Origin of the sequence: Pseudomonas sp. Irchel s3b2, from assembly GCF_900187445.1 — a bacterium.
Classification (GTDB): Bacteria; Pseudomonadota; Gammaproteobacteria; order Pseudomonadales; family Pseudomonadaceae; genus Aquipseudomonas.
In genome coordinates this window covers 72,868-95,762 of record NZ_FYEB01000013.1, presented here as the reverse complement: position 1 = coordinate 95,762, position 22,895 = coordinate 72,868, and the positions used below count along the sequence as shown (strand labels likewise).

General features: G+C 58.5%; 21 protein-coding genes. 10 read left to right on the top strand and 11 right to left on the bottom strand.

What is annotated here, in order from left to right; genetic code table 11:
* The first annotated feature begins 47 nt into the window (after positions 1-47).
* From CKW20_RS22780 to CKW20_RS22770, 3 genes are read left to right on the top strand one after another with little or no spacing between them, the layout of a single operon-like run.
* Positions 48-746, top strand: coding sequence for a C39 family peptidase (locus CKW20_RS22780; RefSeq protein WP_095054899.1), 699 nt, complete (start codon positions 48-50; stop codon positions 744-746).
* A gap of 32 nt (positions 747-778) precedes the next feature.
* Positions 779-1,519 (top strand): hypothetical protein, encoded by a 741-nt coding sequence (locus CKW20_RS22775; RefSeq protein ID WP_095054898.1) that lies wholly within the window; start codon positions 779-781, stop codon positions 1,517-1,519.
* Between the two features lie 46 nt (positions 1,520-1,565).
* Positions 1,566-2,846 carry a hypothetical protein gene (locus CKW20_RS22770; RefSeq protein ID WP_095054897.1) on the top strand — a complete coding sequence of 427 codons (1,281 nt, stop codon included), beginning with the start codon at positions 1,566-1,568 and terminating at the stop codon, positions 2,844-2,846.
* A 1,219-nt stretch (positions 2,847-4,065) separates the two neighbouring features.
* On the opposite strand, the gene CKW20_RS22760 is transcribed toward CKW20_RS22770, so the two are convergent.
* Entirely contained in the window at positions 4,066-5,391 is a 1,326-nt protein-coding gene (locus CKW20_RS22760; protein WP_095054895.1) for a sigma-54 dependent transcriptional regulator, read from the bottom strand.
* A gap of 343 nt (positions 5,392-5,734) precedes the next feature.
* Between CKW20_RS22760 and CKW20_RS22755 the strand changes: the two genes are divergently transcribed.
* The 3 genes from CKW20_RS22755 (at position 5,735) to nhaB (ending at position 9,155) form a co-directional block, all read left to right on the top strand.
* On the top strand, positions 5,735-6,001 hold the full coding sequence (locus tag CKW20_RS22755) for a hypothetical protein (RefSeq protein ID WP_095054894.1): 267 nt from the start codon (positions 5,735-5,737) through the stop codon (positions 5,999-6,001).
* 283 nt (positions 6,002-6,284) lie between these two features.
* Complete coding sequence (locus CKW20_RS22750) at positions 6,285-7,574, top strand: hypothetical protein (RefSeq protein ID WP_095054893.1); 1,290 nt, start codon at positions 6,285-6,287, stop codon at positions 7,572-7,574.
* Positions 7,575-7,652: 78 nt separating this feature from the next.
* A complete protein-coding gene (gene nhaB, locus CKW20_RS22745) occupies positions 7,653-9,155 on the top strand; it encodes a sodium/proton antiporter NhaB (protein WP_095054892.1) in 1,503 nt (500 codons plus the stop codon).
* A 133-nt stretch (positions 9,156-9,288) separates the two neighbouring features.
* On the opposite strand, the gene CKW20_RS22740 is transcribed toward nhaB, so the two are convergent.
* The 3 genes from CKW20_RS22740 to gnd are packed head-to-tail and all read right to left on the bottom strand — an operon-like array spanning position 9,289 to position 12,609.
* The gene (locus CKW20_RS22740; protein WP_095054961.1) at positions 9,289-10,113 is read right to left on the bottom strand and encodes an HAD family hydrolase; all 825 of its coding nucleotides are present in this window, start codon (positions 10,111-10,113) and stop codon (positions 9,289-9,291) included.
* Positions 10,106-11,632, bottom strand: a complete 1,527-nt coding sequence (gene zwf / locus CKW20_RS22735) for a glucose-6-phosphate dehydrogenase (RefSeq protein ID WP_095054891.1) — start codon at positions 11,630-11,632, stop codon at positions 10,106-10,108. Before zwf ends, CKW20_RS22740 begins: the two co-directional genes overlap by 8 nt.
* Positions 11,629-12,609, bottom strand: coding sequence for a phosphogluconate dehydrogenase (NAD(+)-dependent, decarboxylating) (gene gnd, locus CKW20_RS22730; protein ID WP_095054890.1), 981 nt, complete (start codon positions 12,607-12,609; stop codon positions 11,629-11,631). The genes zwf and gnd overlap by 4 nt, the downstream gene beginning before the upstream one ends.
* Positions 12,610-12,881: 272 nt before the next feature.
* Here gnd and CKW20_RS22725 point away from each other — a divergent pair, with 272 nt between their 5' ends.
* Together CKW20_RS22725 and CKW20_RS22720 are read left to right on the top strand one after the other, a co-directional pair.
* Positions 12,882-13,064, top strand: a complete 183-nt coding sequence (locus CKW20_RS22725) for a DUF6026 family protein (RefSeq protein WP_030130313.1) — start codon at positions 12,882-12,884, stop codon at positions 13,062-13,064.
* 187 nt (positions 13,065-13,251) lie between these two features.
* Complete coding sequence (locus CKW20_RS22720) at positions 13,252-14,997, top strand: phosphoethanolamine transferase CptA (protein WP_095054889.1); 1,746 nt, start codon at positions 13,252-13,254, stop codon at positions 14,995-14,997.
* A 100-nt stretch (positions 14,998-15,097) separates the two neighbouring features.
* On the opposite strand, the gene CKW20_RS22715 is transcribed toward CKW20_RS22720, so the two are convergent.
* From CKW20_RS22715 to CKW20_RS22690, 6 genes are all read right to left on the bottom strand, one after another.
* Positions 15,098-15,589 carry a GNAT family N-acetyltransferase gene (locus tag CKW20_RS22715; protein WP_095054888.1) on the bottom strand — a complete coding sequence of 164 codons (492 nt, stop codon included), beginning with the start codon at positions 15,587-15,589 and terminating at the stop codon, positions 15,098-15,100.
* 116 nt (positions 15,590-15,705) lie between these two features.
* Entirely contained in the window at positions 15,706-16,824 is a 1,119-nt protein-coding gene (gene zapE, locus CKW20_RS22710) for a cell division protein ZapE (RefSeq protein WP_095054887.1), read from the bottom strand.
* Between the two features lie 209 nt (positions 16,825-17,033).
* A complete protein-coding gene (locus tag CKW20_RS22705; protein WP_007897370.1) occupies positions 17,034-17,375 on the bottom strand; it encodes a nuclear transport factor 2 family protein in 342 nt (113 codons plus the stop codon).
* 52 nt (positions 17,376-17,427) lie between these two features.
* A complete protein-coding gene (locus CKW20_RS22700; protein ID WP_095054886.1) occupies positions 17,428-18,144 on the bottom strand; it encodes a YafY family protein in 717 nt (238 codons plus the stop codon).
* A gap of 209 nt (positions 18,145-18,353) precedes the next feature.
* Positions 18,354-19,313, bottom strand: a complete 960-nt coding sequence (gene speB / locus CKW20_RS22695) for an agmatinase (RefSeq protein ID WP_095054885.1) — start codon at positions 19,311-19,313, stop codon at positions 18,354-18,356.
* Positions 19,314-19,334: 21 nt separating this feature from the next.
* Complete coding sequence (locus CKW20_RS22690) at positions 19,335-19,703, bottom strand: hypothetical protein (protein WP_095054884.1); 369 nt, start codon at positions 19,701-19,703, stop codon at positions 19,335-19,337.
* Between the two features lie 101 nt (positions 19,704-19,804).
* On the opposite strand from CKW20_RS22690, the gene CKW20_RS22685 reads away from it, so the two are divergent.
* Positions 19,805-20,698: a LysR family transcriptional regulator gene (locus CKW20_RS22685; protein ID WP_095054883.1), complete on the top strand. Its 894-nt coding sequence runs from the start codon at positions 19,805-19,807 to the stop codon at positions 20,696-20,698.
* A gap of 133 nt (positions 20,699-20,831) precedes the next feature.
* Positions 20,832-21,299, top strand: a complete 468-nt coding sequence (locus CKW20_RS22680; protein WP_095054882.1) for an LEA type 2 family protein — start codon at positions 20,832-20,834, stop codon at positions 21,297-21,299.
* Between the two features lie 3 nt (positions 21,300-21,302).
* Here CKW20_RS22680 and CKW20_RS22675 read toward each other — a convergent pair whose 3' ends face one another.
* Positions 21,303-22,880, bottom strand: a complete 1,578-nt coding sequence (locus CKW20_RS22675; RefSeq protein WP_095054881.1) for an alkaline phosphatase D family protein — start codon at positions 22,878-22,880, stop codon at positions 21,303-21,305.
* Between the last annotated feature and the right edge of the window lie 15 nt (positions 22,881-22,895).

Here is a 22,895-nt window from a genome sequence, read left to right as displayed (position 1 = left end):
GCCCCCTTACGGGGGCCTGTTTCAACACCACCAGAAGGCGTCTTTCCATGCGCATTATCGTCTTGGCATTTTTGCTTTGCGTGGCCAGTGTGATCCTTTGCGTGGGCGGTGTGATGGCTGCACAATTGCCGCTTTCCGTCATGCCGGGCGGCGCGGTGGTGTATAAGCCGATCCAGAGCATGCGCGAGCGTAAATTTGCCGACCTGGTGCAACAGAAAACCGACTTCAGTTGCGGCGCAGCTGCGCTGGCGACCATCTTGCGCCAGGCCTATTGGCTGGACGTGAATGAAGAACAGATCATCGAAGGCATGCTGGCGCACTCCGATCAAGATCTTGTCCGCGTCCAGGGCTTCTCCATGCTCGACATGAAGCGTTACGTGGAAAGTATCGGCATGCGGGCCCGTGGCTACCGGGTAGCGCCGCAAACGTTGAGCGAAATCAGAATTCCTGTGGTGGTACTCCTGGATATCCGTGGCTACAAACATTTTGTGGTCATGCAAAAAGTCCATGAGGGCTGGGTCTATATCGGAGATCCGGTACTCGGTCATAAACGCTACAAAGTCGACGACTTTGTAAAAGGCTGGAACGGCATCATCTTTGCCGTGATCGGTCAGGGTTACGACAAAACCAATGCGTTGCTCGACCCACCCATGCCACTGACCGCCAAGAACCGCATCAACACCTTCACTCCGGTGCGAGACGCAGAGTTGATGGATTTCGGATTCATCCAAAGCGACTTCTTCTAATGACAAGGAGCACGACGCTCCGGGAGCATCCAATGAAGACTCCAATCTGGCTGATCGGGGCTTGCCTGGCCGCCAGCCTGCCGACCCAGGCACAGACATTCAAACCCATTGAATTGAAGGATCATGAATTGGCGACCCTGCGAGGCCGGTATGTCATGCCGGGACGGATCATCAGTTTCGGCATTGTCATGACCAGCACTTGGCAAAATGCCAATGGTGAAGTGATCGGGGCAACGTCCTCGATGCAAATTCAACAATCGACCATCACGCCACAGTTCTATGTGTCGATGATTGACGAAAAAGGTAATGGCTCAGTGTCTTCGCAAGGCACCGGCATCGTCGTTGGCGGCAGTGGCCTCAACAGCACCGAGGGCGTCACTCAAGTCGTGCGTGCTGCTGGCGACCACAACACTGCCTACAACGACGTTCATATCAATGTCACAAAGGCTAGCCAAGCGCCAGCAACGCAACAGCAGGGCCAGGCGTTGGCCGCAGGCTCGACGTTGGCCAGCGCCAATGGCGCGGGCTCGTTGAGCGTTTCCTCGACCGGTGCAGGCGTGCAATTCAACATCGTGGCCAGCAACAACCAGGGCAGTACCGTACAACGCTTGGCCCAGGGCGGGTTGATGCAGAACACGACGTTGCTCGGCGGTGGCAACCAGGTCAACAACCTCACATCCTTCAATGTCGTGCTACGTGACAACGAATCGACAGCCGGCTCGCTGAACGGCAACCTGGACCAACTCAGAGGTCTTCGCACTCTCGGATTTTGATCTACGCTCAGTTTCACCCGATGGAGTCAGAAGGGACGGCTAACCCATGCACCGATCGTTGACGTTCAGAGCTATCGTTTGCTTGAGTAGCCTGGCGCCGGCCACACTGCTGTACGCAGCACCGGACCCCCAGGTCGAAGCACTAAAACAAGAACTCATGGAGTTGAAACAGCGTTACGAAGCACAACAGAACGCGCTGATGGTACTCGAGCAACGCGTTCGCCAAGTTGAAGAAACACCTGCGACACCTGCTCCCAAGCGCCTAACCAAATCCCCCGCAGAAACGCCCGGGAGTGGTCAGTCGGTGGCCGCCGGTGCGCCGGGAACCACTGGCAGTTCATACGGCCAATCGCTCAAGGATGATTCGGCGCCTGCGCAAAGCGTTTCCAACCTGTATGACGAAGCCAGCGGCTTTTTCGGCGGTGGCAAGTTCAGCGTCGAAACCGGCCTGACCTACACGCACTACGATACCCGTGCATTGGTACTCAACGGTTTCCTGGCACTGGATGCGATTTTCCTCGGTAACATCAACCTCGACCGTATCAAGGCGGATAACTGGACCCTTGACCTGACCGCTCGCTACAACGTGGCACAACGTTGGCAGTTCGACATTAACGTCCCGGTGGTTTACCGCGAATCAACGTATTCCTCCGGTGGCGCCGGTGGCGCAGGCCCGGTGACATCGGACGCAACCGTTACCCGCGACCCGACCATCGGCGATGTGAACTTTGGCGTTGCTTATAAGTTTCTGGATGAGGCGGCCAATCTGCCCGACGCGGTCTTTACACTGCGCGTCAAGGCGCCGACCGGTAAAGATCCTTATGGCATCAAGCTGGTCAATGACCCGAACAACGATAACCTCTCGGTACCCGAGGACTTGCCTACCGGCAATGGTGTCTGGTCGATCACCCCGGGTATCTCGCTGGTCAAGAGCTTCGACCCGGCGGTGCTGTTCGGCAGCCTGGCCTACACCTACAACATGGAAGACTCTTTCAGCGACATCAGTCCTCAGGTCAATTCCAAGGTGCCCGGGGACGTGAAACTGGGCGATTCCTGGCAGATCGGCGCCGGCATTGCATTCGCCTTGAACGAGAAGATGAGTATGTCGTTCTCGTTCACCGATCAGTTCGCCCGCAAGAGCAAGATCAAGCCGGACGGTGGCGACTGGCAATCGATTTCCAACAGCGATTACAACTCGGCCAACTTCAACATCGGCATGACCCTGGCAGCGACCGATAACCTGACGATCGTGCCCAACCTGGCCATCGGCCTGACCGACGACTCGCCAGACTTTTCCTTCAGCCTGAAATTCCCGTACTACTTTTAAGTACACATTTACTGAGTTCAGCGTAAATACCTGTGGGAGCGGCGATAGCGACCTGTCTGACACATCAATGGTGGATGGGCTGCCGTCATCGCTGCATGGGTATCTACGAGATTCACTGCCGGGGCCTGGTGTTTTGGAATACATATCCGTTTCTGCGGTTGTGCTGGCTGGCGGTTATTGCCCTTTGTAGGAGCGAGGCTTGCCCGCGAAGGCGGCCTGGTAGCCGATTGGGGTCTTTTATCGTGTACATATCCATTGCTGCGGTCACGGCCGCTGGCGGTTTCGCTTTTACAGCGAGTCACTTGGAAAAGCCCCAAGTAACCAAGGGCTCTTGCCCCGCCATTCGGTGCCTCGCCCAGGCTCGGCATGCCCTCACTCCGGCATTGCTCCGGGGGCCCGCCGCCATCGGCCATCCATGGCCGGGGGCGGCTACCGCGGCATCCTTGCCGCGGTGCCCCCTACGCAATACCTGCGTTCGGCCTCTGGGAAAGGGGCAAGCAGATCAGGATCAAAAGCCAAAGCAACGGCAACGGCAACGGCAACGGCAACGGCAACGGCAAGATCAACAGCTTCGCGAGCAAGCGAGCTCCCACAATTGGAATGGGTAATCCGGGAAAGTTGGTCGGCTGACAGGCCGCCATCGCAGCGATGCGGCGACCCGACAAGCCAGCTCCCACAAAAAATCAGCGCACATCCAAAATCAGCGCCCATCTACTGTGCTTTTCACCACTCAACAGGCCGAGCGTTAGCTCGCCTGCAGCTGTTGATCTTGATGCACCGCGCCCTCGAGAGGCCGAGTGGAGGTTCTGCGCAGTGGGCAACCCGGCATGGATGCCGGGTTAGCCGCGCACGGCCAGGGATGGCCGATCGCGGCGGGCCCACGGAGCAGGACCGGAGCGAGGGCATGCCAAGCCTGGGCGAGGCACCGAACGACAGGGGCAGAAGCGCTTTGGTTACTTTCGCGCTTTTCGAAAGTGACTCGCTGTAAAAGCGAAACCGCCAGCGGCCGTAACCGCAGAAACGGATATGTACCCCATCAAAATCGGAAAGATGTGTAGATCCCCATGCCCATCGCGGGCAAGCCCCGCTCCCACAGGAATTTCGCTTAACTGACTGGCATTGTGGCAAGCCCGTTTACAAGGAGTCTGTAGTGCCTGGTTAAAATGGAAAAGGCCCGCTGCGATGAACATCGCAGCGGGCCCCTTCGTTTCACCGCGCCCTAGCGGATCTGGTGCTTATGCAGCAATCGGTAAAAAGTCGGCCGCGACACACCCAATACTCGAGCGGCGACGCTCAGGTTGTCGCTGTGGCGGTTCAACACATCGCACAACGCCTGACGTTCGGCGCGGGTCTTGTAGTCTTCAAGAGTGCCCATCGGCGTGGCGAAGGCGTGTTGACTGATCAGCCCCAGGTCTCGCGCCTCGATCTGCCGTCCTTCGGCCAGAACCAGCCCGCGCCGTACCCGGTTGGCTAACTCGCGGACATTGCCCGGCCAGTCATGCTTGCCCATGGCGATCAGCGCGTCCTCGCTGAAGCTGCGGGGGCGACGGCCGGTTTCATGGCTGTAGAAGTGGGAAAAATGGTTGGCCAGCATCGAAAGATCGCCATGGCGTTCGCGCAACGGCACAGTGATGACCTGCAGTACGTTCAAACGGTAGTACAAATCTTCACGAAAGCATTTCTTCTCGATGGCCGCTTCAAGGTCGACGTTAGTCGCGGCCAATACCCGCACATCCACCGGAATAGGTTGATGCCCCCCTACACGCTCAATGTGTTTTTCCTGCAGGAAGCGCAGCAGATTGGCTTGCAGTTCCAGGGGTAGATCACCGATTTCATCGAGAAACAGCGTTCCACCGTTGGCCGCTTCGATCCGTCCGACCTTGCGCTGATGAGCGCCGGTGAAGGCCCCCTTTTCGTGGCCAAACAGTTCGGACTGGATCAAGTGTTCGGGAATCGCACCGCAGTTGATCGCCACGAACGGTTTGCTATGACGCTGGGATTGTCGGTGCAGGGTGCGGGCGACCAATTCCTTGCCGGTCCCGCTTTCGCCGCGGATCAGCACGGGAGATTCGGTGGGTGCCAGTTTGCTCAGCAGTTTGCGCAGTTCGCGAATGGGTTTGCTGTCGCCGAGCAGTTCATGTTCAGGCTGATCGATATGAACCGTGCCCTGGCCGCGCAGGCGCGCCATGCCGAACGCGCGACCCAGGGTCACCTGAACCCGTGAGACATCGAACGGCAGGGTATGGAAGTCAAAAAACCATTCGCAGACGAAGTCCCCGACATTTTGCAATCGCAAAACTTCTTGATTCAGCACTGCAATCCACTCAGTACCGCTATGGGTGATCAGTTCCTTGACGGCTTCCGGGCGTTCCAGATGAAAGGGTTGTAAACGCAACAGGCCGACATCGCAGGTTCGTTCGGTGGCGTTTTCCAGGGTACAGCTGTCAACATCCCAACCCACGGCGCGTAAACCCGGCAACAAACGGTGGCAGTCATCGCAAGGGTCCACTACTAACAGACGTCGTAAGACAGGCGCTTCAATCATGACTGTTCCTTGACGCCAAATTTTAGGAAATATTATTAAAAACAGTCATTTGGCGGCCTTGGTTGTAACACTAGCAAGATTTTGACGCGGGCTTGTATCGATTGCTTATAGAGCAGTTTGCTTATTAGTTATAAGAAGCCACTTGGTTAGCTACCTAACGAGTTGAACCTTTCAATAAGCTTTCAGAAACGACCCGAATATCGAATCAATGGAAGAAAGTTGAAATTTCTTTTGATTGTGTGTGACCCAAACCCCGGTTGCGGACATCAGTACAAGTAACCAGCCGCACGGTAAGCCCAACCGACGGCACATCACTTGATTGGGCATACAGAGAGAAGATCCCATGAACGCCCCGCTCCGTATCAACGAAGCACTTTTGATTGCCGACCGCGCATTCCAACCCTTTCAATGCGTGGCCTGGGCACCACAAGACGGTAACGGCGAGCTCAGCCTGACGATCATCGATCGCACTAGCACTCGCATCAGCCGCAAACAAATTCCTAGCAGCGCCTATTCCGATCCAGAGCAACTCGAACATGTGCTGGAAGAAGCCCGTGCCGAGTTGAGCCAGGAAGGTTATAAGCTGCAATCGTGGTCCATGCCGCACTAAGCGTTTTCGCGGATTACCTCCCGGTAATCCGCGCCCCCTCTTCCTCTTAGTTGACGATTTTCTACCGTCAGCTGCGCGACACCACTCACCTGTTTCAACTTCTAACCCGCCAGATTACTTGGCAGGCTTGGCAGTGGTACGAAAAGACATTGTTCTGGCACAAAACGCCCACCTCCGGCTCATGAAGACAGTTGTGCGCCGGGTCATTCAGGGATTGAATGTTATGCTCAGGCAGTCACCTTCCGGGCACCCGGATAAGGACGCCTGGCAAGGAGATGGATGCATGTCACCCCAGACTGCTTTTGCCGTACCTGCAACCGTGAATGGCGCCGAACGACTCGATATGAGTTTCGCAGGCACCGGCAAGACTCAAGTGTATTTCGCCGGTAGTCTCTCCAGCATGACCAATGACGTTGCGATTGACCACGTCGGTCGGTTGTTGGTGGCGGCAAAGGTCGGTACGCCGGGCGGCCAGCGTTTTGGCCTGGCCCGCTTGCTTGCAGATGGTTCGGCGGATCTGGCATTCGGCAAACAAGGCAGCATCAGTGGGCAGTTCGCACACGGCTTCGAGGCCATGGCTGGCAAGGTACGGGTGTTGACCAACGGGCACATTCTGGTGGCCGGCCTGCATTATGAAAATGCTCACCGGACGCTGCCCGCCCTGGCGATGTTTGATCAGCAAGGCTGCCCGGTCCAGGGTTTTGGCGACAATGGACGCTGCGTGGTGCGCCTGCCGGGCGATCTTTCCCGGGGCGCTCGCGACGCCTGGTTACCGCCCGGCGTGACTAGCGCCGAAGCCTGTGATGTCTGTGTGCAGGACGACGGTCGAATCCTGCTGCTGGCCAATCATTACTTCGAACCGACCGATCACGTCGGCATGCTGATACGACTCAACGCCGACGGCTCGCTGGACGACAGCTTCAACGGTCGCGGTTTCGTCATGGTCCGGCACTTGTTGATGAACACCTGGCTCAACAGCCTGAAGGTGCAGCACGATGGTCGGATCCTGGTGAGTGGATCAATCAACTTTCCCGAGGAAGGTCTGTTGGCACGTTATCACCCGGATGGCCGACTGGACGACAGCTTCGCCATGGATGGTTTCATGACCTTCAAGGCACGGGAATACAGCGCTCAAATCTGCCAGATCGTTCAGCATGAAAATGGTGACTTGCATTGCTTTGGCAGCAGTCGCGACCCGATGCACTGCCTGTCTCTGAAAGTTCACAGTAATGGCCGACCAGATATTCATTGCAACGGTGGCCAGCCAAAGCTATTAGGCGTCGGCCGCAGCAGTTGCCGCTGGACCGCCGCCGAGACTCAGCCGGACGGACGTGTGCTGACAGTTGGATCGACGGTCGGCGGGATAGAAGCCGATCTCATTTTTGCCAGATATTTACCCAGTGGGCAGTTGGATCGCAGTTTTGCCAAGGGCATCGGCTGGTGTCGTACACGCCTGAGTCGTGGTCCACACGCCGCGACTTCATTGGCCATACAGGCCGACGGCTGCATTGTCATAGGCGGCTATTCACTGGAGGGAATCTGCCGCGCGGTCGTCGCGCGTTATCAGTGTTAGGCCAGCGTCATTTTCCTGCACTTGATCTTCTCTGCTTCTTACGGCAAGTTGCGCGCTTCTTAATACAAGGAGTAGCCGATGTCCGGTTCTATGGCCCAGGCCTTCGCGCATAACTTTCTCGGGCACTCACCCCGCTGGTACAAGGCGAGCATTGTCGGCTTTCTGATTCTCAATGCCCTGGTGTTGTGGACGGTCGGGCCGGTGGCGGCCGGCTGGCTATTGGTGCTGGAGTTCATTTTCACCCTGGCCATGGCGCTCAAGTGTTACCCGCTGATGCCCGGCGGCTTGCTGCTGATCGAAGCACTGCTGCTGAAAATGACCACGCCCCAGGCACTCTATGATGAGCTGGTGCACAACTTCCCGGTGATTCTGCTGCTGATGTTCATGGTAGCGGGCATCTATTTCATGAAAGACCTGCTGCTGTTTCTGTTCTCGCGCCTGCTGCTGGGGGTTCGCTCCAAAGCCCTGCTGGCATTGATGTTCTGTTTCCTGTCAGCGTTTCTGTCGGCGTTTCTCGATGCGTTGACCGTCACTGCGGTGATTATCAGTGCAGCCGTGGGGTTCTATTCGGTGTATCACCGTGTCGCCTCAGGCAGCGATCCGCGTAAGGACAGCGAAATCAGTGATGACCGGCACTTGCCCTCCCTCCATCATGCCGACCTCGAACAGTTCCGCGCCTTCCTGCGCAGCCTGCTGATGCATGGTGCGGTCGGTACGGCGCTGGGTGGTGTGTGCACACTGGTTGGCGAACCGCAGAACCTGCTGATCGGCCATGAGATGGGTTGGCACTTCGCCGAGTTTTTTCTGAAGACCGCCCCAGTGTCGTTGCCGGTACTGGCAGCCGGTCTGGTGACCTGCGTACTGTTGGAGAAACTGCGCTGGTTCGGCTATGGCATGCTGCTGCCGGACAACGTGCATACGGTGCTGGCCAATTACGCCGCCGAAGATAATGCCGAGCGCACTGCACGTCAGCGCGCCGCGTTGCTGGTGCAAGGGGTGGCGGCGCTGATTCTGATTGCCGCGCTGGGGTTTCACATCGCCGAAGTCGGCCTGATCGGTTTGATGGTGATCGTGCTGATCACCGCGTTCACCGGCATAACTGACGAACACCGTCTGGGCAACGCCTTCAAGGACGCCATGCCGTTCACGTCATTGCTGGTGGTGTTTTTCGCGGTGGTGGCAGTGATTCACGATCAGCAACTGTTCGCGCCGCTGATCCAGTGGGTGCTGGCGCTGCCAGCGGATCAACAGCCGGGCATGTTGTTTATTGCCAATGGCTTGCTGTCGGCCATTAGCGACAACGTGTTCGTGGCGACCATTTACATCACCGAAGTGAAGCAGGCGTTCCTCGCCGGCCACATGAGCCGCGAACACTTTGAAACCCTGGCGATTGCGATCAATACCGGCACCAACCTGCCGAGCGTGGCAACGCCCAATGGTCAGGCGGCGTTCCTGTTCCTGCTAACCTCGGCGATTGCACCGCTGATTCGCCTGTCGTACGGGCGGATGGTATGGATGGCGCTGCCTTACACCGTGGTGATGGGCGTGTTGGGCTGGTATGCGGTGAGCTTTTGGCTTTGAGGTGATAGGTCTGACGCCTTCGCTGTAGGAACGGGCTTGCCCGCAAAGACGGCGGTACAGTCAACATTGATGTCGCCTGACACACCGCTTTCGCGGGCAAGCCCGCTCCTACAGTGAAGAACGATAACGCGGTTCAGACTGAACTCAGGATGTACCGCTCGATCGCCTGGGCCGCGCCGTCTTCGGTGTTGGCCCCGGTCACCACGTCGGCCTGACGCTTCACCGCCTCCTCCGCCTGCCCCATGGCGATCGACAACCCGGCCCGGTGAAACATCGCCGGATCATTGCCGCCGTCCCCCAGTGCGGCGGTCTGCTCTAGCGGTACACCGAGAAACTCGGCCAGTGTCGCCAATGCCTCGCCCTTGTTGGCTTTCATCGCGGTCACGTCCAGATAGATCGGTTGTGAGCGCGAGACCTGCGCCTGCCCTTCGACCGTGGGCAGCAACTGCGCTTCCAGCTCGATCAACAGTTCGGCGTTGTTACTGGCGGCGACGATTTTGTCGATACCCTCCAGGTAAGGCTCAAAACTCTCGACCACCACCGGCGGATAACCCAGGCCATGCTGCTCTCGCGGGACCAGCGGGCCGTACGGATCCTTCAACAGCCAGTCGCCGCCACTGAATACCCAGACTTCAATGTCCGGCTGATCGGCAAACAGCGTCAGAGCAGTCAGCGCTGCCGTGGCCGGCAAATAATGCGCAACCAGCAAACTGCCGTCCGGGTTGACGATCGTGCCGCCATTGAAGGCCGCCGTCGGCAAATCGATGCCCAAGGCCTCGATCTGCTGCAACATGGCTTTGGGCGGACGCCCGGTGGCCAGACTGAACAGCACGCCGGCCTCGCGCAAGGCGCGGACCGCTTCGATCGTGCGCTGACTGAGGCTGTGATCAGGGAGCAGCAAAGTGCCGTCCATGTCACTGAGCAGAAAACGGATGGAGTGTTGCGTGACGTCACTCACCGACATTGTGCCAAACGCGACCATCGCGGGTCAGCAGTTCGTCAGCGGCCTGTGGTCCGTCTTCGCCGGCCGCATAGTCCTGCATCGTTGCATCCTGCTGCCAGGCGTCGAGAAATGGCTGCACGGCGCGCCAGCCGTTCTCGATATTATCGGCGCGCTGGAACAGCGTTTGATCGCCGGTCAGGCAGTCGTAGATCAAGGTTTCATAGCCGGTCGACGGCTGCATCTCGAAGAAATCCTTATAGGCGAAACCCAGCTCGATATTGGCCATGTTCAACGCCTGCCCGGGCCGTTTGGCCAGCAGGTCGAACCACATGCCTTCGTTGGGTTGAATCTGGATCCGCAGATAGGTCGGCTGCAACTCATCGACCTCGGTATCGCGGAACTGCGCATAGGGCGCCGGTTTGAAGCAAATGACAATCTCGGTGTCGCGCGCGCTCATGCGCTTGCCGGTGCGCAGGTAGAACGGCACGCCGACCCAGCGCCAATTGTCGATCATGACTTTGAGCGCGACATAGGTTTCGGTCGTGCTGTCGGGCGCCACGTTGGCTTCCTGGCGATAACCGGGCAGCGATTCGCCATCGATCTCACCGGCGGTGTATTGGCCGCGCACCGAGTTGGCCCGCGCTTCCTCGGTCGACCAAGGGCGGATCGCGCCGACGACTTTAGCTTTTTCGCCGCGTACCGCATCGGCGCCAAAAGCGGCCGGTGGCTCCATGGCCACCATCGCCAATAATTGAAACAGATGATTGGGCACCATGTCCCGCAGGGCGCCGGTGACCTCATAAAAACTGCCACGGGTTTCCACGCCGACGGTTTCGGCGGCGGTGATTTGCACGTGGTCGATGTAATGGTTGTTCCAGAAGGCTTCGAACAAGCTGTTGGAGAACCGGCTGACCAGAATGTTCTGCACGGTTTCCTTGCCCAGATAATGATCGATCCGGTAGATCTGCTTTTCCGTCATCACTTTGAGCAAGCACGCGTTCAAGGCTTCGGCGGTGTGCAGATCGGAACCGAAAGGTTTTTCGATCACTACCCTTCTGAACGCTTCAGGGGTTTCCTGGAGCAATCCGGCAGCGCCGAGACGCCGCACCACTTCGCTGAAAAAGCGCGGCGCTGTGGCCAGATAGAAAATCGCATTGCCAGTGCCGCTGGCGGCAATTTTCGCCGCCAGTGCTTCGTAAGTGCGTTCGTCGAGGAAGTCGCCCTGGACGTAGCTGATGTGTTTCGCCAGTTTGGCCCACAACGCCGGATCAAGGGCTTGATCGCCCTTGCCGACCTTGGTCGCCACTTCCGCCCGAATGAAATCTTCGAGTTTTTTGGCGAAGGCTTCGTCACTGATGGCGTTGTGATCAACGCCGATGATCCGCAGTCCATTCCCCAGCAAACCATCGCGACTCAGGTTGTACAGCGCCGGCATCAGCAGGCGTTTGACCAGATCACCATGGGCACCGAACAGAAACAGCGTGGTTGGCGGTGCCGGTTCCGCCTTGGATTTCCTGCGGATCACATGGGTCATTTTTTCGGGGTCTCCACATGGCCACCGAAGCCGAAGCGTTGGGCAGAGAGAATCTTGTCGCCAAAGGTGCCTTGCCCGCGCGAACGGTAGCGCGAGAACAGCGAGTTCGACAGCACCGGAACCGGCACCGATTGCTCCATGGCGGCTTCGATGGTCCAGCGACCTTCACCGCTATCAGCCACCGAGCCTGAGTAACCGTCGAGTTTCGGGTCGCTGGCCAGCGCATCGGCGGTCAGGTCGAGCAGCCAGGACGACACCACGCTGCCACGACGCCAGACTTCGGCGATGTCGGCAACGTTCAGGTCGAAGCGCTGATCTTCCGGCAGGTTGGTGCTGGCCTTGGTCTTGAGGATGTCGAAGCCTTCGGCGAAGGCCTGCATCATGCCGTACTCGATGCCGTTGTGAATCATCTTCACGAAATGTCCGGCACCGGCCGGGCCTGCGTGGATGTAACCGCGCTCGGCGCGATCGTCATCGGACTGGCGATCCTTGGTGCGCGGGATGTCGCCCATGCCCGGGGCCAGGGTTTCGAACAGCGGGTCGAGACGCTTAACGGTCTCGGCATCGCCGCCGATCATCATGCAGTAACCACGCTCCAGGCCCCAGACGCCACCCGAGGTGCCAACGTCGATGTAGTGCAGGCCTTTTTCCGACAAGGTTTTGGCCCGGCGGATGTCGTCTTTATAGAAGGTGTTGCCACCGTCGATGATGGTATCGCCAGCGTCAAGCAAGGTGCTCAGGGTGTCGATGGTGTCTTCGGTCGGTGCGCCGGCGGGCAGCATGACCCATACCGCGCGTGGTTTGCTCAGGCCAGCGACCAGGGCTGGCAAGTCGGCAACACCGGTGGCGCCTTCTTCAACCAGGGTGTCGACAAAGGCGATATTGCGGTCGTAAACAACGGTGGTATGTCCGTTGAGCATCAGGCGCCGCGCAATATTGCCGCCCATGCGGCCCAGTCCAATAATCCCGAGTTGCATGTACTGATGCTCCCTACTACAAATAAAGTGTGTCAAAGGTTATAGCCCAACGCGGCTCATGAGGGTTAGTCCAGAGCGGCGGGATGAAGTTTCCGGGCATTGTGCCCGATCCAGACTGATAACGTCGCGAATCGTGCCGAAGACACAACGACCATGAAAAATAAAAAAGTTCCCTTCGAGGGCAAAAGAAACCAAAATTGGCGCCGATAGTAGGTAAGCACCTGATCCAGGGAGCGAACTTACAGTTGAGACAGCCATTTGCGAGGTGAGCAATGGGCACCGTACACACAGCACTGCCAGCACAAACCCTTTACGTCACGATCCGTCGCGATGAACTGCGCCAGTTGAAAGACGAGCGCGACCAGTTGAAACGGGAAGTCGCGCAATTGCGCCTGCTGACCCAAGGTAATCAGGCTCAGCCCTTGCCTGTCACCCAACGTGTTCCCCACGCCTGACCCCCTCGTTTGAATCGGAAACAGCCTGCTGTTTCCGACTCGCTGCCCCCCTGCCCGCTGCGGCAACTCACAAAGTTTTCACACCTGTTTATTGATAATCCGGCTCATTGTGGCCGCTCGGTATCCGCGCGGTGCCCGTTCGTCTGTGACAGGGACGGTCGAAGTGATTATCAGGCTGGAGTGTTGAATGGCTTTGTTTAGACGCAGCAAAACGTCTGCGAAAGGTTTTGATTGGGCAGGGTTTCTCTGGTTATTTCTGTTTTTCTGGTACTTTTCCGGCATCACCCAACTGCTGATTCAACTGACGGGCACCTCCGGTTTTGCCGGGTTCCGCCAGGCCTTTGTGATGAGCGCCATCTGGCTTGCACCGATGCTGCTGTTCCCTAAAAAAACACGCATCCTGGCCGCGCTGATCGGCGTGGTGCTGTGGGCCTGCTCGATGGCCAGCCTCGGTTATTTCTTTATCTATCAGCAGGAATTTTCCCAGAGCGTCATCTTCATCATGTTCGAATCGAACGTGTCTGAAGCCGGCGAGTACATGACCCAGTATTTTGCCTGGTGGATGGTGCTGGCATTCCTCGCCCATACCGCATTCGGGTTTTTCCTTTGGACCCGCTTGCGTCCGGTGTACCTGCCACGTGGCCAGGCGCTGGTCGCGGCAACGGCGATTCTGCTGGCCGTGGTCGGTTACCCGCTGATCAAGCACACCCTGCGCACCGGCAGTCTGGCGAGTGGCTTCGAGAAATTCGAAACCCGTATCGAGCCCGCTGTGCCGTGGCAGATGGCGGTGGCCTATCACCGTTACCTCAACACGTTGGCTGGCATGCAAGACATGCTCGACAGCGCCAGCAAGATCCCACCCCTCAAGAACCTCACCGATTCGATGGCCAATCAGCCGGCGACCCTGGTGCTGGTGATCGGCGAGTCCACCAATCGTCAGCGCATGAGCCTGTACGGCTATCCTCGGGAAACTACCCCGGAACTGGACAAGCTCAAAGACCAACTGGCAGTTTTCGATAACGTCATTACGCCGCGCCCTTACACCATCGAAGCATTGCAGCAGGTACTGACGTTCGCCGACGAAGAAAACCCGGACCTCTACCTGTCGACGCCGTCGCTGGTCAGCATGATGAAACAGGCGGGGTACAAGACCTTCTGGATCACCAACCAGCAGACCATGACCAAGCGCAACACCATGCTCACGACGTTCTCCCAGCAGGCCGACGAGCAGGTGTACCTGAACAACAACCGCAACCAGAACGCCGCCCAGTACGATGGCGATGTGATCGAACCGTTTAACAAGGCACTGGCTGATGCGGCGCCACGCAAGCTGATCGTTGTGCATCTGCTCGGCACGCACATGAGCTACCAGTACCGCTACCCGCCGACGTTCAACAAGTTCACCGATCGCAAAGGTGTTCCGGACGGCGTGCGTGATGATCAGGTGCCGACGTACAACAGCTATGACAACGCGGTGCTGTACAACGACTTCGTGGTGTCGAGCCTGATCAAGGACTACGCCAAGACTGATCCGAACGGCTTCCTGCTGTACCTCTCCGACCATGGCGAAGACGTTTTCGACTCCGCTGGCCATAAAACCCTGGGCCGCAACGAGAGCAAACCGACGGCGCCGATGTACACCATTCCGTTCATGGCTTGGGCTTCGCCGAAATGGCGCGAAACCCATGACTGGAGTTTTGCCGGCGACCTGGGCCGGCCGTACAGCAGTTCGCAGCTGATTCACACCTGGGCGGATCTGGCAGGCCTGAGCTTCGATGAACTGGACCGCAGCAAAAGCCTGGTCAGCGACAGCTTCAAGCCTCGACCGTTGATGATCGGCGACCCTTATGCCCGTAAGCAGAGGCCCTTGATCGACTTCAGCCTGATGAAACCCAAGGGCGCGCCTGTCAATCCGGCGATCGTTCAGCAGTGATTTTGGCGCGAAACCTGTGGGAGCGGGCTTGCCCGCGAAGGCGTCAGCACAGTCAACATTGATGTTGGTTGACGCACCGCGATCGCGAGCAAGCTCGCTCCTACAGCGTCTTGATCCAGAACAGCATCCGGCCGTGCGCCGGATCGAACATGCCTGGCGAAAATCCGAATTTTCCATAGGACGCCTGAGCCACGGCATTACCTTCCAGTACTTCCAGGGTGATTTTGCAGCAACCACGCTGGCGCGCGATGTCCTCGACTTTGTGCAGCATCTTCTGGCTCAGCCCCAACCCGCGAAACTTTGACACCACCGCCACATCATGCACGTTGACCAGCGGCCGGCAGGCGAAGGTCGAAAAACCTTCAAAGCAGTTGACCAGCCCTGCCGGCTCACCGCCGACAAACGCCAGTACGCTGAAGGCATGGGGACGTTTGGCCAGTTCGCCCGGCAGTTGTTGCAACCTATCGGCGGGTAACGAGTGACCGCCGCCCATCGGGTCTTCGGCGTAGTGGTTCAATACAAGACAAATCGCCTCGGCATGCACCGGGTTGGTGTAGCTGGCCTGAAGCACAAGAATTTCTGCGGATTCCATTTCCACCCTCAATCACACACGTTGCCCCAGGTCGCCTCTTGCGCACTGAAAGGTCCAGCGACCTTATCGCGAGCGTCAGGGTGTCGACAACCGATTCCGTTGCGTCCCCCCCAACTTCAAGCCTCGGCGAAACGTTTTAGTTGCATTTCCTGAAGACGACTAAGGGTGCGGCGAAATGGAAACTCCAGATAGCCCTCGGTGTACAACGCCTCCATCGGCACCTGTGCTTCGAGGTACAGGGGCACCTTGCGGTCATAGCATTCGTCCACTAGAGCGATGAACCGGCGCACGCCGTCGTCATGCACCGACAACTGCGGCAGCTCGCGATCCCCCGCCGCCACCCGCTCCACACCGTCTTCAGTGCCGCGGGCGATGCGCCCTTCGCGTTTTTGCGCACTGAGGTTGGGCACGTCGCTCAATAGAATAGCGTTGAAGGTGTCGCACAGGGCCATGAAGTCCATGGCGGCAAACGGCTGCTCGCAGAGTTCGGCATAACGACACCAGAGCACGGTTTGACTGGCCTGCATGACATTGACCGAACGGTAGCCGATCTTGACCGGATCGCCGGACAGCGACTGGCCGACGGTCAAGGCCTTGAACACTTCGCCCAGAGCACCGGGCTGACCCGGTACGTTTACCCAATAGCGCTGCAGACCGGCGCCAGGGTGCAGGCGATGATCTTCCCCGCCATCCACCGCAATCACCTGCATGTGTTGCTTGATTGCGGTAATGGCCGGCACGAAGCGGTCACGGTTGAAGCCATCCGCGTACAGTTGATCCGGCGGCTGATTGGAGGTGCAGACCACCACCACGCCCTGCTCGAACATCACCTGAAACAAACGCCCGAGAATGATGGCGTCACCGATGTCGTTGACGAACAACTCATCGAAACACAGCACGCGCACTTCCTGGCTCAGTTCGCGGGCTAGCGCCTTCAACGGGTCGGCGGTACCGGTCAATTGAAAGGAGCGCTGATGCACCCAGCCCATGAAGTGATGAAAATGCTGACGCCGGGCCGGGACCCGCAGATTTTGGTAGAACTGATCCATCAACCAGGTCTTGCCCCGCCCGACCGGACCCCAGAGGTATACGCCGGTGACCGGCGTGTGGTCTTCATGCAAGGCTTCGTGGCATTTTTGCAGCGCCCACACGGCGTGTTCCTGGGCTTCGTCCTGGACGAAGCCCTTCTGTTCGATGGCGTGTTGCCAGGCGCTTAAGGGAGAGTCGACATTCATGCGCGGCAGTATACGTCTCGGTGGCAGTTGGTGAAGCCTGATCCGTAGCAGCTGTCGAGCTTGCGAGGCTGCGTTCGGCTGCGCAGCAGTCGTGAATCCGATAGACGCGGTGTGTCTGATGCTCCGCATGTTCTGGTTTGACGACTGCTGCGCAGCCGCAGCCTCGCAAGCTCGACAGCTGCTACAAGCCAGCTTCGGCAGGCCCGCGGTTACAGCGAGATATCCAGCCGCGCTATCTTGCCCTGCTCATTGAGGCGGAACATGTAGCGCAGTTCCAGCGGGCTGCCGGGAAACGTGCCGGAGATCAAGTTGTGCACCAGCACTTTGCCGGTGCGCAACTGAACGTCAAGCACCTCGACCCGTGGCTGATAACGTTGGGCGGTGTCTTGCATCCATTGGGCGATGGCTTGCGTGCCGACTTGATGCTGCCCCTCATCGAACACGTTGGCATCCTCAGCGAAAAAACTGGCAACCCTCGACGTATCGCGGGCATTGGCAGCGGCAATGTAGGCGGCGATGGCGGGGGCCAGTGAAGAGGCTGGATTGGACATGTTTACGGCTCCTTGTGAGTTGATTCTGGAGCCATGCTAAAACAAGCCTGTGTCAGTTCTTGTCAGGAGTGAAACGCCCTGCTTCGTCGAGTTGCATCTGCTTGCGCCAGGTGCGCAACAGGTCGCTGCGCCGCCCTGGATAGCGTTCGCCCTGCGCACTGGCGGCGGATATCCGGTCGGTGCGAAACGTGCGATAAGCGCTGCGCAATTCACACCAGGCAACGATGATCCGCACCTCATTGAGGAAACCCAGAGCCAGCGGCCAGATCAGCCGCTGACTGGGCACCTGATTGGCATCGGCGTAATCGATGTGCAGCTTGGCCTGATCGCGGATGGCTTGGCGAAACACGTTCAAAGGCACGGCATTTTGCGGATAGCCGTAACCCGGCGGGCCCGGCAGCACTGTCGGGTTGCGCAAGGCCTCTTGAGCCGCGGGGTCGAGTACCGCGGCGATTTTTGCCAGGGCATCGGCCGCGGCTTTGCCCAAGACCTCATCGCCACGCTGATCCACGTAGCGCAAGCCGAGCACGATGGCTTCGGTTTCATCGGCATTGAGCATCAAGGGTGGCAGAAACAGACCGCTGCGCAATACATAGCCAATCCCCGCCTCGCCAAAGATCGGCGCGCCGAGCGCGGTGAGTTCCGCGATATCGCGGTACAGCGTGCGTTCGGATATCTCCAGTTCGCTGGCCAATGTCGCGGCAGTCACCGGACGACTTTTGCCCCGCAGCACTTGTAACAAAGTCAATAGACGGCTGGTTCGCGACACGGTCGGCAGGCTCTTTCCTGAAAAGTTGTCGGAGCTTAGCAGAGGCTGCTGTCAGATATTGGCAGGAGTCATTCGCCAATCTGAAAAGCTTCGCGGGCAAGCCTCGCTCCTACAAGTACAGCGATTGCCGCGTGATTTGGGCACGACACAAAACCTGTAGGAGCGAGGCTTGCCCGCGAAGGCGTCATACCAGACACCACACATCAGGACTACCGATCGACCTTATGCCTGGCCGCATACAAACACAGCATTTCCATGGCCAATGTCACCGCTGCCAGTGAGGTAATGTCCGCGCTGTCGTAGGCCGGTGCCACTTCCACCACGTCCATCCCCACCAGGTTGATCCCGCGCAAACCGCCGAGAATCTCCAGCGCCTGCACCGTGCTCAAGCCACCACACACCGGCGTTCCAGTGCCCGGGGCGAAGGCCGGGTCGAGGCAGTCGATGTCGAAGGTCAGATACACTGGGTGATCACCGACCCGCGCACGAATCGCCTCGACAATAGCCTCACACCCTTGCCGATGCACCTGCCGCGCATCCAGCACTTGAAAGCCCTGATGATCGTCATTGGTGGTGCGCAACCCGATCTGTACCGAGCGCGACGGATCCACCAACCCTTCTTTGGCCGCATGCCAGAACATCGTGCCGTGGTCGACGCGCTTGCCCTCCTCATCCGGCCAGGTGTCGCTATGGGCGTCGAAGTGAATCAACGACAACGGGCCATGCTGACGGGCATGGGCCTTGAGCAGCGGATAACTGACGAAGTGATCGCCGCCAAACGTCAGCATCGCGCAACCGCCGCTCAGGATGTGTTCGGCGTGGGCTTCGATGCTGTCCGGCACCGACTGCGGCGTGCCGTAATCGAAGGCGCAATCGCCGTAGTCGATCACCGCCAAGTGATCGAACGGGTCGAACGTCCACGGCCAGTGGCGTTCCCAGGCGATCCCGGTGGATGCCGTCCGAATGCCCCGCGGTCCGAAACGTGCGCCGGGGCGGTTGCTGGTGGCGGTGTCGAACGGCACGCCACTGACCACCACGTCGACGCCACGCAAGTCGCGGCTGTAGCGACGGCGCATGAAACTTGTGATACCGGCGTAGGTGCTTTCGGTGGCAGTCCCGTAAAGACTGTCGCGGGTCATGGCCTGATCGTTCTGTGCAGGGACGTCCATGGTGTGTTCCTTATTGTTGGCTTATTGGCGGCTACGGAAAGTGGTCCACAGACGGGTGCGCTGACGCATGTCCTTGAGGCTCATGCTGTGGTCGGCGTACAGCCGCCCACGCACTTCGCTTTGCGGGTAGATGTCGGGATCGTTGCGCACCGCCTCATCCACCAACGGCGTCGCCGCCCGATTGGCCGTGGCGAAGAACAACGTATTGGTCAGCGCGGCGACGGATTCGGGGCGCACGTGGATACCGGTTTCCTTTTCGAACCGCTGCAAGGTGTCGGGCGCCACGTAATCGGCCCAACTGTAAAGATTGAGGACTTTTTCCTCAGCCTGGGCCGGTATGGCCATGGCGAGGAACAGTGCGGGTAAACACAGCATGAAGAACGGAGCCATGACGAACACCTGACCGAGGGAAGTGGTCGCAGGATGCGTCGTCGGTTACATTGGAAAAATACCAAGTTAGTTATCCTGACTTTATTGCGGAGTAATGTTTGATGCTCGGTCAACTTCATGACCTCGATCTGCACCTGCTGCGCCTGTTTGTCAGCGTGGTGGAATGCGGTGGCTTCAGTGCGGCTCAGGGTGAATTGGGGCTGAGCCAGTCGAGCATCAGCCAGCAAATGGCCAGGCTCGAAACCCGACTCGGCTATCGCCTGTGCAGTCGCGGCAAGGGCGGGTTCAAAATCACCCCCAAAGGCGAGCAACTGCTCCTTGCCATTCGAGCCTTGTTCGAGTCCATCGAAGCGTTCCGTCATCAATCCAATGGCGTGGCCGGACGCTTGATCGGCGAAGTGCGCCTGGGCTTGTCCGAAGCGCTTGATCAGTCAGTGCTGCAACGGGTTGCCGAGGCGATCCGGCGCTTTCGCGAACGGGACGAATCAGTGCGTATCGAGTTGATCAGCGCCATGCCCGGCGAAATGGAGCGGCTGTTGCTGCAACAACGGCTGGATCTGGCGATCGGCTATTTCTCACAGGCGCAGAGCGCTTTTGACTACCGCGAACTGTTCACTGAAACCCAGCACCTGTATTGCGCCCCGGGGCATCCGCTGTTCACCGATGAAGCGCCTGACGATCAAGCGCTTCAGGCCTGCGACCGGGTCGATCACCCTTACCGCTTCCTGCGTAGCGACGAGCCGTTTCAGGGGAAGAGGTGTTCAGCGCGTTCCGAGCAGGTCGAAGGCACCCTCGCCTTCATTCTTTCCGGCAAGCATGTTGGCTACTTGCCCGATCACTTCGCCCGCGGCTGGGAAGACAAAGGATTGCTGCGCGCCGTGAGTCAGGGCGATATGAGTTTCGAGGTGGCGTTCCATCTGGCCCGCCATCGCGCGCAGGTGCCGGGAGATGCGCAAAAAGTCTTTGAAGAGGATTTGCTCGCAGCGTTCGCCTGAAGAGCAGAGTGTGCACGACCATCTTCTAATCGCCGATCACCGTCAGCGCGTTGTGCGCTATCGTGCTGGATATCTTCCTGTTCGAGGGCAGAGCCACGAGCGGCTCGGCCTTTTTCTTTACGAGAGCCTGTCCATGCGCAGATTGTTTGTCCTGTCCCTCCTGTTGCTCTCCTTGAGCGCCTGCGCCCTGTTCCCTGATCGCGACCCGCTGAACATCAACGTGGTCGGTATCGAGCCGCTGCCAAGCCAGGAACTGGAAGTGCGTTTTGCGGTAAAGCTGCGCGTGCAAAACCCCAATGAAACGGCGATCGACTACAACGGCGTGGCCCTGGATCTGGAGGTGAACGGTCAATCCCTCGCCTCCGGTGTCAGCGACCAGGCGGGCTCGATTCCGCGTTTCTCCGAAGCGGTCATCGTGGTGCCGGTGAGCGTTTCGGCCTTCTCGGTGCTGCGTCAGACCCTCGGGCTGGGTCAGATCCAGACACTGAACAATCTGCCGTACGTGCTTCGGGGCAAATTGGCCAGCGGCGTGTTCGGCACGATGCGTTTCGTTGATCGCGGCAAGCTCAGCCTGTCGGCGCCGACCACCGGCACGTGGTAATGCTCACGGCTCGGCCCGTGGTTTAACGGGATCGATCACCTGGGTCACGCAATGTTTGAGACCTTCTACGTGCCAGTTGGCCCATAGCCGACTTCTGCCGGTGCTGTCTTCATCCGGCTCTATCGCCAGCCAGTTCCGAGCGGCGATCAGGTAACGCCCCCGTGCACCGATGGGCAACATGGTTCCGGTGATGGCGTAGTCGATCTGTTCCTGGTGCTTGCCAATGGACTCCAGAAACTGCACCGCCAACACCGGCGGTGAAGGATGCACGACCCCGGTCGAAATCAATTGGTAGATCAATCCTGAACCATCGTTGCGATGCCGGGACAACGTCGATTCGATCACGCAAGCCCCTGCCACATGAACATCACCGGATACCAGCGTGACCTTGCAGGATTCGGCATGGGCGAAATCCAGCAATCGCATGATCAACCGCTTGCGTTCGTCTCGATGGGGCAGGCTTCGCCAATGGTCGCGCAAATCGTCCTCGAGTTCCTGCTGCCCCGAGATCAGGTCCAGTGCCTTTTCGGCTGCCTGCAAATCCAGGTACCCCACGGGAATACTCGACATCAGCAGCAAGTGCTTATGCCCCTTGACCTTGCCCAGCCAGGCATAAATCGCATCCCAACTGACGGGCGAAATGATCCGGGTTTGCCGAGCCGGCGGGGTCGTCAAATCCGGCGCACGTTCGCTGCGCAAATCGGGAACCAGCAATGCCAATTCACCCAGGCCGGTAAATCCCAGGTGAAAGCCGTCAGCGGTATCGGGAATCGCACAGGGATGAGTATCAGCGGACGGTTTGAGGTGCGGATGAGTCTGGATCAGTTGCTGCTGGAAAATCCTGAAATAGCGTTTGGCCGTGGCAAACAGCCCCTGGAACACCGGGCTTGAATGCAATATCTCATCGTAGGAACCCCAGCCATCGATGATGTCATGGTCATCCCACATCATCACCGTCGGAACGGCGCTGAGCAGCTTCGCGACCTCTGGCTGTTTCCAGCGCTCCAGATAGAGTCTGGCGAAGAACTTGTCCAGATCGGCTTCGATCACCTTGCTGTAGACCGCCTTTCGACGGTCGGCGAAGGGTTTGGCGAACCACGTTTTCATCGACGACACACTGCTGCGCATATCATCGCTGTAAACCTGATCGCCCCCCATCAACAACAGATGATAGGGCTTGCTTTGATGAGCCCCCCACATGTGCTCCCAACGCTCGTTGTTCCGGTCCACCTTCTCCATGTCTTTGGGGTCCGAGAAACCGTTGCACGACACATAGGCCATGCGCGGAGACTGGCCCTCGGCCGGAACGACGAAGTTGGCCTGCGCGTCCTCTATCTTGATCGTGTAAGTAGTCGCGACAGCCTGGTCTTGCAGCGCTTTTAAATCGATGCGCCAGACGCGGTACTGAGGATTGAGCAACGGGATATCAGCGGTGGCCAACGGTTTGTCGGCAGTGACACCGCCGGGTACTTTTACGCTGGGCGATGATGCGCCCAAGGGTAAAACCACCAGAGCAGACACGTTATAGACATTACCGTTGATGCCACGAAACTGCAGAATCGGGCCGAGTAACAAACTCATGGACAGTCCATCCGT